The sequence below is a fragment of the Bifidobacterium sp. UBA6881 genome, assembly GCA_002451435.1.
Lineage (GTDB): Bacteria > Actinomycetota > Actinomycetes > Actinomycetales > Bifidobacteriaceae > Bifidobacterium.
The window spans coordinates 1,537-16,317 of sequence record DKCF01000071.1; the positions used below are offsets into that span (position 1 = coordinate 1,537).

Below are 14,781 nucleotides of genomic sequence, written 5' to 3' on the forward strand. Positions count from 1 at the left end.
TCGAGGATCTCGGCGGTCAGCAGCCAGCCCTCGCCGGCCTGCACGCCCACGGACGTGACCTCGCCGGCCTTCTTCACAAGCTCCGGCATCGGCAGGTCCTGGGAGAACTTGCCATGCGCCAGATCGATGGCGTGGCGCACCGGGTTCAGGTACAGGTCGAGTCCCTTGCGCATCAGCGCATAGCCGAGCTTGTTGCCGCCCGTACCCAAGTAGTGCTCGTTCCAGTCGGAGATGTACGGCCTGGTGGTCATGAACTCCATGATGCCCGGCACCACGGCCTCGCAGTCCTGCGATTCGATGACGTCGACCACATGGTTGTTGGCGTCCGGCTGGTATTTGACGAGGATCTCGCCGACCACGCCGACGCGCACCTTGCGTGGCTCGTCCTTCAGCGGCAGCGCGTCGAAGGACTTGACGATCTCCTTGAGCAGCGTCTGGTACGGCAGGTAGCCCTTGCCGATGAACCTGCGCGCGGTCTTGGAATGGCCGTGATGCTCGATGGTCTCGCGCACGATGGTGTCCCACGTCTGGTACAGCTTGTCCGCACTGCCCTTCGTCACCTCGTATGGGCGCACGCGGTACAGGCATTTCATCAGCAGATCGCCAATGATCAGCGCCTTGATGGCGCGGTGCAGCAACGCCGGCGTCGCGGTGAAGCCGGGGTTGTCCTCGATGCCCTGCGTGGAGATGGCGATGACCGGGATCTGCGGGTATCCGGCGTCGACCAGCGCCTTGCGGATCAGTCCGAAGTAGTTGGTCGCACGGCACATGCCGCCGGTCTGCGTGATGGCGAGCGCGGTGTGGTCCGGATCGTACTTGCCTTCCAGGATCGCGTCGATGAGCTGTCCGATCACCATGATGGCCGGGTAGCAGGCGTCGTTGTTGACGTATTTGAGGCCGGTCTCCACGTTTTCGCGGCTGGCGTGCTTGAGGATGTCGAACTTGTAGCCGCCGGAGCGGATGACGGATTCCACCAGCGAGAAGTGGATCGGGCTCATCTGCGGGGCGACGATGGTGTAGTCCTTCCGCATGCTCTTGCCGAACGGGATGCGGTTCGCGTATTTCGACATGGTGGCCGAGTTGTGCGCGGATTTGCCGTGTTCGTGGCTTTCGCCGACGCCGTTTTCGGCGGCGCGGCGCGATGCGTCCTTGACCGCCTTGGTGAGTTTCGGATTGGCCTTCATGACGGTGTCGAGCATGATCTGGCGTCCCGGGGTGGGCGCGTCGGATCCGGTCTTGCGGAATCCGCCTTGCCTGGCCGTCGCGTTCGCCTGCCGTTCGGCGGACTTGAGCTGGGCTTCGGCCTGCGCGAGCTGGCTCTTCGCCGCTTCGAGCCGGGCCTTGGCTTCGGCCACCGCGGCGGTGTTCGTGGAATCCGACGATTCCGTGGAATCAGTCGAAGTGGACGCGGCGGTTCGGCGCTTGTTGCGTTCGCGCTCCTCAATGGCCGCCTTGAGCGAGCGCAGACGGATCTTCGCCGCGCCGAGGTTGGAGACCTCGTCGATCTTCAGCATGGTGTACACGTCGGCCTTGTCGGCGAGGATTTCGCTGACCTGGTCGGTGGTGATGGCGTCGAGGCCGCATCCGAAGGAGTTGAGCTGCACGAGTTCGAGTCCCGGATAGGAGGCGACGAAGTTGGCCGCCGCGTACAGGCGCGCGTGGTAGGCCCACTGGTTGGTGACGCGCAGCGGCATCTTGGTGACCTTGCGGTCGTCGACGTGGCGGAACCCGCTGGCGTTCTTCCTGCGCGGGTCCTCTTCGCCTTCGGACAGGAATTCGCTCAGGTTGAGGTTCTGCCCCGGCTGCAGTTCGCAGATGGAGTCTTCGGAAAGCACCACCATGCCCAGCGAGCAGATGGTCTCCGGGATGCCGTGGTTGACTTCCGGATCGATGTGGTACGGGCGGCCCGCCAGCACGATGCCCTTGCAGTCGTGCTCCTTCATGTAGGCGAGCGCCTTGAGGCCTTCCATCTGCACGTCGTGCTTGAAGACCTCGTTTTCGGCGTATGCCGCCTTGACCGCGGTTTCGGCTTCCTCGCGGGTCACGTCGGCCCATGCGAATTCCTCGACGATGCGGTCGACCATGAGTTCGTGGTTGGCCATGTTGAAGTACGGGCGCATGTAGCGCACGCCTTCCGCGCGCAGTTCCGGCATGTTCGCGCCGATGACGACCGGATAGTTGGCGACGACCGGGCAGTTGTAGTGGTTGTCGGTGTTGGGCACGAACTCCTCTTCGTAGCTGACGCATGGGTAGAAGATCGTCTTGATGCCCTTGTTGAGCAGCCATTTGATGTGGCCGTGCACCAGTTTGGCCGGGTAGCAGATGTTTTCGGAGGCGATCGATTCGATGCCGGTCTCGAACAGCTCGTGGTTGGAGCGGCCGGAGATCATCACCTTGAAGCCGAGCGAGGTGAGCAACGTGAACCAGAACGGGTAGTTCTCGTACATGTTGAGCACGCGCGGGATGCCGATTTCGCCGCGGGTCGCCTTCTTGTCGGTGAGCCTGCGGTAGGCGAAGCAGCGCTTGTACTTGTAGTCGTACAGGTTCGGCCTGTCGGAGCGTTTGCGCTTGGCGTCGCCGCCGCGTTCGCAGCGGTTGCCGGTCACGTAGCGCGAGCCGTCCTGGAAGGTGGTGATGGTGAGCTTGCAGTGGTTCTGGCACAGCTTGCACACGTCGCGTTCGGTGGTCATCGACAGGTGGTCGAGTTCGTCGCCGGAGACGATGCCGGACGCGGTGTGTTCCACGCCGTCGATGCTCACGTGCTTGGCGTCGGCGTCCTCCGCGTCGTCGTCCAGTCCGTCTGCGACGTCGGAGTAGTGCATGCGCGCGGTCAGCGCGGCGCCGTATGCGCCCATCAGGCCGGCGATGTTCGGTCGGGTCACCTTGCGTTCGGTGAGCAGCTCGAAGGCGCGCAGCACGGCGTCGTTGAGGAACGTGCCGCCCTGCACGACGACGGTGTCGCCGAGTTCGCCGGAATCGCGCAGCTTGATGACCTTGTACAGCGCGTTGCGCACCACGGAATAGCACAGGCCCGCCGCGATGTCCTCCATCGAGGCGCCTTCCTTCTGCGCCTGCTTGACGGAGGAGTTCATGAACACGGTGCAGCGGGAGCCGAGGTCGACCGGATGCGTGGAGTTGAGCGCGGCCTGCGTGAATTCCTGGATCGTCAGTCCCATGGATTGCGCGAACGTCTGCAGGAACGATCCGCAGCCGGACGAGCATGCCTCGTTGACTGCGATGGAATCGATCACGCCGTCGGAGATCGCGAGGTATTTCATGTCCTGACCGCCGATGTCGATGACGGCGGTGACGCCGGGCGACACCATTTCGGCGCCTCGGTAGTGGGCCATGGTCTCCACCACGCCCTCGTCGAGGTGCAGGCCGGTGGTGATCAGGCCCTCGCCGTAGCCGGTCGCGCAGGAGCGCGCGATCCATGCGTCCTGGGGAAGCTTCTTCTGGATTTCCTTGACGATGTTGACCGCCGCGGTCAGCGGGCTGCCTTCGTTGGTCGCGTATGACGACCATACGATTTCGCGGTCGTCGTTGACGAGCGTCGCCTTGATGGTGGTCGATCCCGCGTCGATGCCGAGGAAGTGCGGACCCTTCGCGCCGTCGAGGGTGCCGATGTGCACGTGTTCGCGGTGGTGGCGTTCGTTGAACGCCTCGCGGTCGGCCTCGGTCGGGAACAGCGGCGGCATGGTCGGCGTGTTCGCCGGCAGGTTCTTCAGTTCGTCGAGGTTCTTGAGGATGTCGGCGCAGGTGCGTGCCTCGAAGTGCTGGCCCTCCTCGAGCTGGTCGGGCTCTCCTGCGAGCAGCGCGGAGCCGAACGCCACGTACAGGTGGGCGTCGGTCGGCACGATGAATTCGTCGACCTTGCCTTCGAGCGCGCGGTGGAACGCCGCGCGCAGCTCGGACATGAAGAACAATGGGCCGCCGAGGAAGATGACGGTGCCGTGGATCGGGCGGCCGGACGCCAGGCCAGCGATGGTCTGGGTGGCCACGGCGGTGAAGATCGACGCGGCCAGATCGGGTTTGGCGGCGCCGTCGTTGATGAGCGGCTGCAGATCGGTTTTGGCGAACACGCCGCAGCGCGACGCGATCGGGTAGAGCGTCTCGTAGTGCTTGGCCATCTCGTTGAGGCCTGCGGCGTCGGTGTCGAGCAAGGTGGCCATCTGGTCGATGAACGCGCCGGTGCCGCCCGCGCAGGAACCGTTCATGCGCTGTTCCGGCGTCGGCTTCAGATAGGTGATCTTGGCGTCCTCGCCGCCGAGTTCGATGATCACGTCGGCCTGCGGATACTCCTGGTCGATCGCGCGGGTTTCGGCGATGACCTCCTGCACGAACGGCACGTGGAGGTTGTCGGCCAAGGCGAGGCCGCCGGAACCGGTGATGGCCAGGCGGATGGGCTCGTCGCCACGGCCACGGGATTCGAGTTCCCCGTGGATGTCCTCCAACAGCCCTGCCACGGTCGCACGGACGTTGGCGTGATGACGGCGATAATCCGAGAAGAGCACGCCATCGAGCGCGTCGGTCTGATCGAGCACCACGGCCTTCACCGTGGTGGATCCGATGTCGAGACCCACGCGCAACGGCTTCGTATCGCGGGATGCCACCGCGGTATCTGCTGCTTCAACCATGCAATTAACCTCTATCACTCTTGTCCGCCGGTCTGCGCCTCATGCGGGGCATGGAACGCCCTATTCCGGTTATCCAAACATGTAATCGTAGTCCGTGCCCACGCCTAAGAACCCGTCCGATGATTCGCAGATGGCGAAACCGTGCGGCACGTCACACAAATTAATCGACCAAACCTATCGGCCTGTCTAGTTTACGCGTCTTCGCGCGTCACCCGTCTTTTCCGTCACGAGGCCGCCCCCTCCCCCGCGGAGCGGTCCTTGCCGTAGATCTCGGGAATGAACCGGATCTGGTCGTGCAGTTTCGGCCAGATGACGACCTCGCCGCGCTCCAGCGACCGCGGCACATCGATGATGCGCTGGTTGCTGCTGCCGCGGAACTGCAGCAGGGAGTCGTGCAGGTCCTTGATGTAGCGGCCGTCCACGAGCACGTCGATCTGTTCGAGCAGCTCGCGTTTGTCGGGGCTTTCGCCGTCGCGCATCAGCTCCTCCCACGTGTAGCCCGTCCAGCACCAGATGTCCTTCTCATGCCCGAAGCGTTCGCGGATTCTGCGTGCGAGCGGCAGCAGCACGCCCGTGTTGAGCAACGGCTCGCCGCCGAGGAACGTGATGCCCTGCACGTATGACAGGCTCAGGTCGTCCATGATCTGGGCCTCGAGACGGTCGTTGTACTCGTGGCCCGCCTGGAAGTCCCAGATCGAGGAGTTGTAGCAGCCCTCGCAGCGGAACGGGCAGCCGGAGACGTACAGCGAGCAGCGGATGCCCTCGCCGTCGGTCATGAGAAAGCGCTTGTAGTCGGCGACCATGTTGTGGCTCATGGCGTTCGTCCATTGCCCGGCCTTGGGGTTGTTCGCCCTGATGGTCGGGATTCCCGGACCACGATTGGCGTCGGTCGGCGCGAAATCGTGGCGTCTGATCGACGTGCTGACGCTGCTGGTCATGTGGACCTCCTGTTCCTGCGCTTCCACGCTATGCGCCCCGCACCGAGCATGCGCGTCTTCGTATGGCTTGGCGCCATGCGGGGCTCCGTTACGGAACAGGAGGGTGATTCCCCTTGCGGACACCACCCTCCTGTTCATCGGTTCTCACTCGGTCGGTTTCGCGCGGATGCTACTTCGTCTCCTCGAACCATTCGCGTTCGGAGCCGTCGTTCAGCGTGACGTGGCCGGTCTCGCCGCTCATGTGCTTGACGCGGTGCGCGATCTCCTCGTGGCGTCCGTGGACCATCGGGCGCTGCACCGGGTTGCCGAGGTAGCCGCAGGTGCGCTTGGTCACGTTGCACCTGTCCGGATCGGAGTTGCCGCACTCCGGGCACTTGAAGCCTTCTTCGGTGGGTTCGAAGTCGCCTTCGTAGCCGCACTCGTAGCAGCGGTCGATCGGGGTGTTCGTGCCGAGGTAGCCGATGCCGATGTTGTAGGCGTAGTCCCAGACCGCCTCCAAAGCCTTCGGGTTGGCCTGCAGGCACGGGAACTCGCAGTAGTTGATGAAGCCGCCGGAGGCGAAGTACGGGAAGTCCTTCTCGTAGTCGAGCTTCTCCATCGGGGTCGGCTGCAGCCACACCGGGTAGTGGAAGGAGTTGGTGTAGAAGTCGTGGTCGGTGACGCCCTCGACCTTGCCGAACTTCTCGCGGTCCATGCGGTTGAAGCGGTCGGTCAGCGATTCGGCCGGCGTGGAGTACACGGAGTAGTGGTAGCCCTCGGCCTTGCTCCACTCCTTGCACAGCTCGTTCATGCGGCGCACGATCGACAGGGCGAATTCCTTGCCTTGCGGATCCCAGCCGTGGTCGCGCATCCAGTTCTTGCCGTAGAACACGCTCGTCGCCTCGTACAGGCCGATGTAGCCCAAGGAGACGGTGGCGCGCTCGTTGCGGAACAGCTGGTCGACGCTGTCGCTGGCGCCGAGACGTCCGAACGCGCCGAAGCGGAACAGGGTCGGGGCGTTGACCGGCGTGGCCTGCTTGCAGCGCATGATGCGGAACTGCAGCGCCTGGTGGGCGACGGCCATGCGCTCCTCGAAGATCTTCCAGAAACGGTCCTTGTCGCCGTGGGATTCCAATGCGATGCGCGGCACGTTCACGGTGACCACGCCGAGGTTCATGCGGCCGTCCTCGACGTCCTTGCCGGTCTTCGGGTCGGTCCAGCCCTGCAGGAAGGAACGGCATCCCATCGGGGCCTTGAAGGAGCCGGTGATCTTCACGATGTTCTCGTAGAAGATCACGTCCGGGTACATGCGCTTGGTGGCGCATTCGAGGGCGAGCTGCTTCATGTCGTAGTTCGGGTCGCCCGGATCGGCGTTCACGCCGTGCTTGATGGTGAACACGAGCTTCGGGAAGATGGCGGTGTGGTGCTCGGAGCCGAGGCCGCGGATGCGGTTGAGGAAGATGGCGCGCTGGATCTCGCGGGCGAACCAGTCGGTGCCCAGGCCGAATCCGACGGTGACGAACGGGGTCTGGCCGTTGGACACGCGGTTGGAGTTGATCTGGTATTCCATGGTCTGCATGGCGTCGTAGATGGCCTTGCGGGTCTGGATCTTCGCCCAGATCTCACGCAGCTGCTCCAGACGGTCGACGTCCTTGTTGAACGGCTCGTCCATCGGCAGGGCCGGACGGTCCTTCTCGAAATGCAGGCGCTTCGGCTCGACCTGCTTGGCCATGCGCACCTGGCGTTCCGCGATTTCGATCGGCAGGTCGTCGGGCATGATCTCGTGCGCCTGCTCGAGGAACTTGTCGTAGTCCTTCTTGGCGTATTCGACGAAATGCTCGTCGGCACGGTTGGCGGTCTGGCCGCCGTACTGGCTGGACGCCACGTCCTTCATGATCTGGGTGATCTGCGTGGCCGCGATGGAGATGCTGTTCGGGGAGCCCATCGGCGCGTTGCCGAGGGTGAAGCCGTTGGCGAGCATGTCCCAGTAGTTCGGCAGGGAGCAGTTGGACTGGGCGGTGAACGGCGAGTAGTCGGCGTCGTGGAAGTGGATGTCGCCTTTCATGTGCGCGTTGGAGACCGCGTCCGGCAGCATGGAGAACGCGGACGCCTTGGAGACCGCGCCGGCGAGCAGGTCGCGCTGGGTGGAGTAGACGTTGGAGTCCTTGTTGGCGTTCTCGCGCACCAGCGCCTCATCACGGTTCACCAGGCGCCTGACGGCCTCGTTGATGTCGGTCGCCTTGGCGCGCTCGATGTCCTTGTTCAGACGGTAGTTGGTGTAGGTGCGCGCAACGTCGTACAGATGGTCCTCGATCAGACCGTGCTCGACGAGGTTCTGGATGTCCTCGATCTTGGCGGGGCCGTTGTATCGGTCCTTGATCTCGCCTTCGACCTGGTTGGCGATGTCGCGGATCATCCGCTCCTCCTGGGGACCGATCTTCTTGTCAAGGTCGGCGAAGGCGGACTTCACCGCGCTGATGATGTTGATCGGATCGAAATCGACCACACGACCATCACGCTTCTCGACGAGCACCTTGCCGGTGCCCGTCGCAGAAGTTGCGCTGGCAATATCCAGAACCTGGGTTTCCATTCGTCATCCTTTCCGAGCCGGGCCTTCCGGCTGGTTTCCATGCGTTGTCGGGCATGCGCTGTGTTTTTCGACGTCTATGACTATATGCCAAGGCCAGCACTATATCTAGGGCCGCCACGCCGACAATGAAACTATATATGCCGTTTTTGGCGGTATTCTGCCATTTCAAAAAAACTGTGACATAACTAACGCGGCGAAGCGGGGTGTCGAGCTGGCGTTTGCTCCGAAGAGGGACTATACACACGGGAACGCGCTCGCGCAAACCGTTTCACGGACACGTCGCGAACCGCCGGGGAAACGCCGTGGAAGCGCCCCGGAAGCGTCATGCGACGGCGCGTCGGACGTCCGAACCATGCCGGACGAGCCGGCCGGACGCGCGGCGGACCCGACACCCAAACCACCGGACCACGCACCCGGACACGCCGACGAAGACCAAGCGGAATCCGGCAATCATTCGAACATACGTTCTACTTGTCCGCAAGATGGTGGAATCTTGAATCCATGAATTGGAATCCGGACTACAACCCGATGGCAGCGCAGCCGCAGGCGCCGGCGAAGCCGTTGCCGCGCATGGCAGGCGAGACCACGGCCGACAATCCCTGGCCGGTCAGTCTGCTCAGCGAGAAGTTCCATTCGGCGGTGGACCGCTGGCCGTCCGTCTGGGTCGCCGGCCAGATCACGCAGATCAACACGCGCCGGCAGGGCAGCGCCTACATCACCCTGCGCGACGACTTTCAGGACATCGCCATGGAGGTCAACGGATTCGGCCAGTTCGCGGCCGCCGCGGCGCCTTTCGTACAGGGCGACCGCGTCATCATCCACGGCAAACCGAATCTGTGGATGAAGCGCACCTCGCTGTCGCTGCGCGGCGACAAGATCATCGCAGCAGGGGCCGGCGGCAGCCTCAAGGCGATGATCGACGCCCTGCGCAAGAAGCTCAAGGGCGAGGGGCTGTTCGACGCCGACCGCAAGAAGCCGCTTCCCGAATTCCCCCATTGCATCGGCCTGATCTGCGCGCCGCAGGCCCGTGCGGAGGGCGATGTGATCACCAACGTGAGGCTGCGTTGGCCCGCCGTCGACTTCAAGGTGATGCATGTGCATGTGCAGGGCGAGCAATGCCCCTCGGACGTGATCGCGGCGATCGGCCGGATGGACGCCGACCCGGACGTCGACGTCATCATCGTCGCGCGAGGCGGCGGCGCGTTCGAGGACCTGATCGGATTCTCCGACGAGGGCGTGGTGCGCGCCGCGGCGGCCGCGAACACGCCATTGGTGTCCGCGATCGGCCACGAGGACGATTGGACGTTGCTCGACCTGGTGGCCGACCTGCGCGCGTCCACGCCCACGGACGCCGCGAAGAAGGTGGTGCCCGACGTGCGCGAGCAGGCGCAGCTGATCGACACGGGCATCAGCCGCATGCGCATGCGCATCGACGCGATGGTCTCCAACGAGGCCAGGCTGATCGAGGGCTATGCGAACCGTCCGAGCCTCACCCAGCCGCTCACCATGCTGGAGCCGCACCAGCGTCTCATCGACGACGCGAGGCAGCGCATGCGCATCGGCCTGACGCGCATCCTCGACGACGCGAGCCTGACCATCGAAAAGACCCAGGCCTCGCTGACCGCGCTCAGCCCGCAATCGACCTTGGACCGCGGATACGCCGTGGTGCAGAACGCCGACGGCCACGTCATCGACGACGCCGGCAAGGTCTCCCCCGGCGACACGTTGACGATGACGCTCAAGCACGGCGTGGTCGTCTCCGAAGCGAAAACCGTGCGGCCGTGACGGCTTCCGGTCGTGCCGTCCGGCCACACCCATCGGCCATGACGACACGAACAACCGACAGCAACCGAAACAACCGACGTCCACGCCAATCGTCGTTCGGATCACGCAAAGCATCCGAACGGCATGGAACGCCATACAACACGCGACAGAGGAAGGAACGCGACATCATGAGCGACAACAACACGGCACCGGCATCCAGCCTCACCGACAAGGAACGCGAGGCCATCGAACAGATGCCCTACGAGGAGGCCAGGGACAAGCTCATCCAGGCCGTGCAGGCCCTTGAGGCCGGGGGGCTCAGCCTCGACCAGTCCATGCGCCAGTGGGAGATCGGCGAGGCGCTGGCCAAACGCGCGCAGACCCTGCTGGGCGAGGTCCGCGCCAAATTGGACGCGGCGCAGGCGCAGCAGGCCACCGCGGCCGATACCGCCGGCACGCAGTCGAATCTCAGCTGACCGCGCTTCCATTCCGCATGGACGGCACGCATTCCGCGCAGCCGACGCATTCCGAGCGTCCATTCCGCACGGCTGACGCATTCCGTATGGCCGACACGTCGAATGCCCGCGGTCGAGTCCGGCTTATGTGTAGAATGGAGCTTCGTTGCCTCAGTAGCTCAGTGGATAGAGCACTTCTCTCCTAAAGAAGGTGTCGTAGGTTCGATTCCTATCTGGGGCACTTGTTGTATTCCCCGGCCATATCAGCATGCCGATTTTGGGAGGAAGCATGGCCCAGAAGAATTCGCGGCCAGCGAAAGCCGCCAAGCCGATCCGCAGCCTGAAAAAATCGAACAACCATCGTATCCGCGGCCTCGTCTGCGGTTTTCTGGGCACCGTATTCGCCTTCGCCGCGCTTCTCGGCACGCTCACCCGCATCCTCCCCGAGGAGATACAGGCGTTGCCGTATGTTCCGGTCGTGGTCTCGCTGGTGCCGTGGTTCGCGCTGCTTGCCGTGGTCGCGCTGGCCTGCGCCGCGATTTCGAAAAAACGGCTGGCGCTGATGCTTGCCCTGCTGGCCGTCGGATTGCAGGTCTGGTGGCAGTATCCGTTCTTCTACAACGGAACGAAGATCTCACGGGCCGCGATCGCCGCGGTATCCGGCTCCACCGTCAACACCACCGACGATTACGCGAAACTGATGACCTGCAATGTGTACAAGGGGCACGCCGACGCCCAGGAGATCGTCGATCTCGTCCGCAGCGAGCATGTGGAGGTGCTCGCCATGCAGGAGACCACGGACGCGTTCATCGACGAGCTCAATCAGGCCGGCATCGGCGATGTGCTGCCCTATTCGCAGGTATCCAGCTCGGATGGCGTGTACGGCAACGGCCTGTGGTCGGCCACGCCGCTCGCCGACCCGTCGGACGACGATGTGGACTCCAGCGCCTCGTTCATGCCGGGCGCGACCATCGGATTCAACAACGGCGCCACCCAGGTGCGGTTCGTCTCCGTACACACCACATCCCCGACCAATGGCTACTGGCAGCAGTGGAAGCGCTCGTTGGACGAGCTTGCCCGCATGCGGTTCGACGCCTCCAGGCGCTATGTCTTCATGGGCGATTTCAACGCGACCACCGACCATACGCCGTTGCGGAACATGCTGGGTGGCCGTTTCATCGACGCCGCACGGCAATCGGCGAACGGATTGATGTTCACCTGGCCGGCGAACATCAACTATGTGCCGCCGTTCGCCGGGATCGACCACATCATCCTCGATTCCGGCATGCAGGCCGGCCAGACGAAAACCGTCAAAATCGACGGCACCGACCACAAGGCGCTGCTCACCACCGTGCAGTTCAACTAGCGCGCGTCCATGGTCGCGGGTCAGGCCGACCGAACAAACCCGCAAAGCCAAACCCGCAAGCAGTCCTTTGCATACGAACGGGTGGCGGAATCACATCGGTTCCGCCACCCGTTCGGCGTCTCCGGGAACGCGCCCCGAGAGATCGCTAACGGAGCGAGTCCACCGCTTCCTTCAGCGCCTCGACCTTGTCGAGCTTCTCCCACGTGTAGTCCGGATCGTCATGGCCGAAGTGGCCGTAGGCCGCGGTCTTGTAATAGATCGGACGCGCCAGGTCGAGCTGGTCGATGATCGAGAGCAGTCGGAAGTCGAACGTCTTCTCCACCGCCTTCTGAATGATCTCGCGCGGCACGCTTTCCGTGCCGTAGGTCTCCACGTCGATCGAGACCGGGGCGCCCTGGCTGAGGATGAAGCCGAGCGTCACCTGGGCGCGGTGCGCGAGGCCCGCGGCCACGATGTTCTTCGCGGCCCAGCGTGCCGCGTACGCCTCGGAACGGTCGGCCTTGTGCGGGTCCTTGCCGGAGAAGGCGCCGCCGCCGTGCGAACCGATGCCGCCGTAGGTGTCGACGATCACCTTGCGTCCCGTCAGGCCCGCGTCGGAATGGGGCCCTCCCTTGACGAACGCGAACTGGTTGATGACGATCTTCGCCTTGGAATAGTCAAGCTTGAATTCGTCAAGCACAGGTTCGAGCACCTGCTTGCGCACCTGCTTGCGCAGATCATCCAGTTCGATGTCGGGGTCGTGCTGGGTGGAGATGAGCACCGTGTCGAATCGCAGCGCGCGGCTCAGGTCCTCGTTGTATTCGACCACGACCTCCGTCTTGCCGTCCGGCCGGAGCTGCGGGATGATTCCGTTCTTGCGCACGTAGGCGAGGCGTTCCGCCAGTTTGGAGGCGGCCGCGTACGGCAGCGGCAGGTATTCCTCCGTTTCGTCGGTCGCGTAGCCGACGACGAGTCCCTGGTCACCGATGAACGTGTCGTACAGGCGCTCGCGCTCCTCCTCGGTCTGCGCGGCGGTCTGCCCGTAGTCGCCCTTGCTTTCGGAGAAGTCGCGCGGCCACACGTTGTTGATGACGCCGGCGCCCTGCGGATCGAGGCCGCTGTCGGCGTCGGTGTAGCCGATCTCCGCGGCGGCCTTGCGTGCGATCTCCGAATGGTTCAGGGTGACCGGCGCGGAGATCTCGCCCTGCAGCGAGATCAGTCCTTCCTTCACCACCGTTTCGACCGCGACGCGGGAATCGGGGTCCTCGGCGAGGTACGCGTCGAGGATGGCGTCGGAGATCTTGTCGGCGACCTTGTCGGGGTGGCCTTCGGTGACGGATTCGGAAACGAGGTAACGAGACATGGGTAAAACCTTTCTGTGGGCGGCGCGGTTCCATGGCGCCGCCTGGAATTCATTGGAAATAAGGAGATGTTTGGTGATGTTGACGTACGTGCCGTCTCATCGTTGCGCCGATGGGCACGGAGATGGGCATGCGGGGGCCAAGCATGCGGAACCAAGCATGCGCGGGCATCGCGGTCGCATACCCATTGGAAATCGTCATCCGCCGTCGGCTCGGCCGCGCCGTCCGTCCGGCGGCGGATGGGCGCGCCGTCACTTGGCCGGCTTGGTGGCGATGATGGCCACGTAGTTGCCCTTCGTGTAGCCGGGGACCGGGTCCTCGACCACATCGTTCTGGAAGGTGGAGTTCGCCAGCACCGTCTGCTTGAACTGCAGGTCGACGAAGCCGATGCGCTTGAGCAGGTCGATGTAGAACGTCGTCACATGCCAGTTCGGCTTGTAGGTGGGTTCCTTGCCCTGCGCGAGGTCGAAGAACGCGGTGCCCGACAGCAGGTCGGCGTACTGCCCCCGGTCGAGGTCCGGATGGTTGCGGATCGTCAGCAGCAGGATGCCGAGCGAGCTTTCCTTGGGCACGTCCGACAGAATCAGCCTGCCGCCGGGGCGCAGCGCGTCGTAGTTCTTGCGGAAGGTGGACTCGAGGTTCTCATCGTCGATGAATCCATGGCTGGAGCCGTTGTAGTAAATGGTGTCGAACGATTCCGCCTCGTACGGATACGTCTCCGCGACGCCCTTCCAGGCGTGGAAGCCCTTCGCCTGTATGGCCGGGAACAACGCGTCCGAGGGCTCCACGATCTCATCGACGGTGAAACCGTACCGGTCGCGCAGCTCCTCCTCCACACTGCCGGTTCCGGCGCCGACCGAAAGGGTGCGCCCCGGAATCTTCGTGGTCAGCGCGGCCCACAGCAGGCGGAGACGGGATTCGGTGATGTTGGGGCGTTCCGTGTAGTGGCTTTCGAAACGATTGTATTCGAATCCGTCGTGAGCACCATCAGTAGTCATTGTTTATTCCTTAATAAAGATTGTTTATATGCATTTTTTAATTTAAATACATATATAGAGAAATTTTTATTCAATATATTGATATATTGAATTTTTAATCGAATCAGCAAATCACCCCAGATCGTCGACAAACGACGGGCATACTGGGAACGCTTTGCAAGAAGAATCGCGCCATAGCCGGCATGCGGCGCGAAATCCAGAAGAACACCGCGGAAACGGTGGAATAGGGTCTCTATATAGGCCGAAAGGCTAGCGAGCCATACACTCCACGGCCATCATGGCCATTCGGGAACCCATCATGCTACACATTCGTCCATTCCCTTCGACGGAAATCGTCATCATCATGCGAGACATTTTGCTGAGCTCCTTTCTTAATGTCGGTATTGAAACTGATGAACCAGGCATCCAACTTTCCCGGCCCGCAATCAGCATAACAAATCAAAAAATCTGACGCAACCGGAAAATTATAATTAATTCTTATGAACCGCTATTTCCCGTTATATAACATAAATCAATACATTCATATAACGATTTCCTTGGCGCGCATGGGCATGTGCGGCGTCATTCCCATGTAGCATTCACTGCAATCAACGCATCCAACCATCATTCCGGCCTTCCAATAGGCGATATCCAAATCCCGACCGATCGATTCCATTTCACGTCGGGAACATCAAGGAAGGCTTCCCATGAGCAACGACAACCACCCGATCAAGC

At 62.8% G+C, this 14,781-nt stretch carries 7 protein-coding genes, 1 tRNA gene and 2 pseudogenes; 4 read left to right on the forward strand and 6 right to left on the reverse strand.

Annotation, left to right across the window (positions count from 1 at the left end):
* From B3C64_RS08755 to nrdD, 4 genes and pseudogenes are all read right to left on the reverse strand, one after another.
* Nucleotides 1-1,247: pseudogene (locus B3C64_RS08755) on the reverse strand (activase); the annotation flags it as partial.
* 158 nt (nt 1,248-1,405) lie between these two features.
* Nucleotides 1,406-4,637, reverse strand: a pseudogene (locus B3C64_RS05315) (acyl-CoA dehydratase activase-related protein); the annotation flags it as partial.
* A gap of 224 nt (nt 4,638-4,861) precedes the next feature.
* Entirely contained in the window at nt 4,862-5,575 is a 714-nt protein-coding gene (gene nrdG / locus B3C64_RS05320; RefSeq protein ID WP_291534242.1) for an anaerobic ribonucleoside-triphosphate reductase activating protein, read from the reverse strand.
* 169 nt (nt 5,576-5,744) lie between these two features.
* Nucleotides 5,745-8,144 (reverse strand): anaerobic ribonucleoside-triphosphate reductase, encoded by a 2,400-nt coding sequence (nrdD, locus tag B3C64_RS05325; RefSeq protein ID WP_291534243.1) that lies wholly within the window; start codon nt 8,142-8,144, stop codon nt 5,745-5,747.
* Between the two features lie 501 nt (nt 8,145-8,645).
* Here nrdD and xseA point away from each other — a divergent pair.
* From xseA to B3C64_RS05345, 4 genes are all read left to right on the forward strand, one after another.
* Nucleotides 8,646-9,929, forward strand: a complete 1,284-nt coding sequence (gene xseA, locus B3C64_RS05330) for an exodeoxyribonuclease VII large subunit (RefSeq protein ID WP_414632166.1) — start codon at nt 8,646-8,648, stop codon at nt 9,927-9,929.
* Between the two features lie 167 nt (nt 9,930-10,096).
* A complete protein-coding gene (locus B3C64_RS05335; protein ID WP_291534244.1) occupies nt 10,097-10,384 on the forward strand; it encodes an exodeoxyribonuclease VII small subunit in 288 nt (95 codons plus the stop codon).
* Nucleotides 10,385-10,531: 147 nt separating this feature from the next.
* Nucleotides 10,532-10,604, forward strand: a tRNA-Arg gene (locus tag B3C64_RS05340).
* 48 nt (nt 10,605-10,652) lie between these two features.
* A complete protein-coding gene (locus B3C64_RS05345) occupies nt 10,653-11,729 on the forward strand; it encodes an endonuclease/exonuclease/phosphatase family protein (protein ID WP_291534245.1) in 1,077 nt (358 codons plus the stop codon).
* 145 nt (nt 11,730-11,874) lie between these two features.
* Here the strand turns inward: B3C64_RS05345 and metK are convergent, their stop codons facing one another.
* Together metK and B3C64_RS05355 are read right to left on the reverse strand one after the other, a co-directional pair.
* The gene (metK, locus tag B3C64_RS05350) at nt 11,875-13,071 is read right to left on the reverse strand and encodes a methionine adenosyltransferase (RefSeq protein ID WP_291534246.1); all 1,197 of its coding nucleotides are present in this window, start codon (nt 13,069-13,071) and stop codon (nt 11,875-11,877) included.
* A 249-nt stretch (nt 13,072-13,320) separates the two neighbouring features.
* Nucleotides 13,321-14,067, reverse strand: a complete 747-nt coding sequence (locus B3C64_RS05355; protein WP_291534247.1) for a class I SAM-dependent methyltransferase — start codon at nt 14,065-14,067, stop codon at nt 13,321-13,323.
* Nucleotides 14,068-14,781: the final 714 nt, after the last annotated feature.